This is a genomic window from Mesorhizobium sp. M2A.F.Ca.ET.067.02.1.1 (assembly GCF_004023285.1).
Lineage (GTDB): Bacteria > Pseudomonadota > Alphaproteobacteria > Rhizobiales > Rhizobiaceae > Mesorhizobium.
On sequence record NZ_RZSB01001396.1, the window covers coordinates 1 to 510 of the forward strand.

Annotated in this window: 1 pseudogene; it reads right to left on the reverse strand. The window is 62.7% G+C overall.

The window, feature by feature from the left end:
- Positions 1 to 371 precede the first annotated feature (371 nt).
- A pseudogene (locus EOA28_RS40765) lies at positions 372 to 510 on the reverse strand (GGDEF domain-containing protein); the annotation flags it as partial.

Consider the following 510-nt stretch of genomic DNA (forward strand, 5'->3'; position numbering starts at 1 on the left):
ACCGAGGGCTATCATCGAGCGGCGAAAATCACGTTAACGCGTGGTATGGCGGAAGGAGCGCGGACCTTTGCGATTAGCTAAAAACCCGTCCGGTCGTCAGAGCATTTGGAACGCGACGTAGAGGTCAATGGCAATCCCTGGTTCCGCGATTGGCCGAGCCATCCCTCCGATCGTCATCCACGGGCGAAGCAAGGAGCGAAGCGACGCGCGCAGACCCGAGGATCCATTCCGTTGCTTTCGAGAGCCGCTCACGATGCAGAATTCTGCCCCGCTGCATTCTTCGGCGGCGGTCACGGAATGGATCCTCGGGTCTGCGCTCCGCTTCGCGTCGCTCCGCCCGTGGATGACGAAGGCGCGGGTGTCCACCCGTCTCACCCGACCGCGAGCGGCTCGGCGACGAATGTCGTTTCGGGCCTCTCATAGGAAAGCCGCACACTGTCGCGGCCGTTCTTCTTGGCCTTGTAGAGCGCCTCGTCGGCGCGTCGCATCAACGGCTTCAGCCCTTCCCTG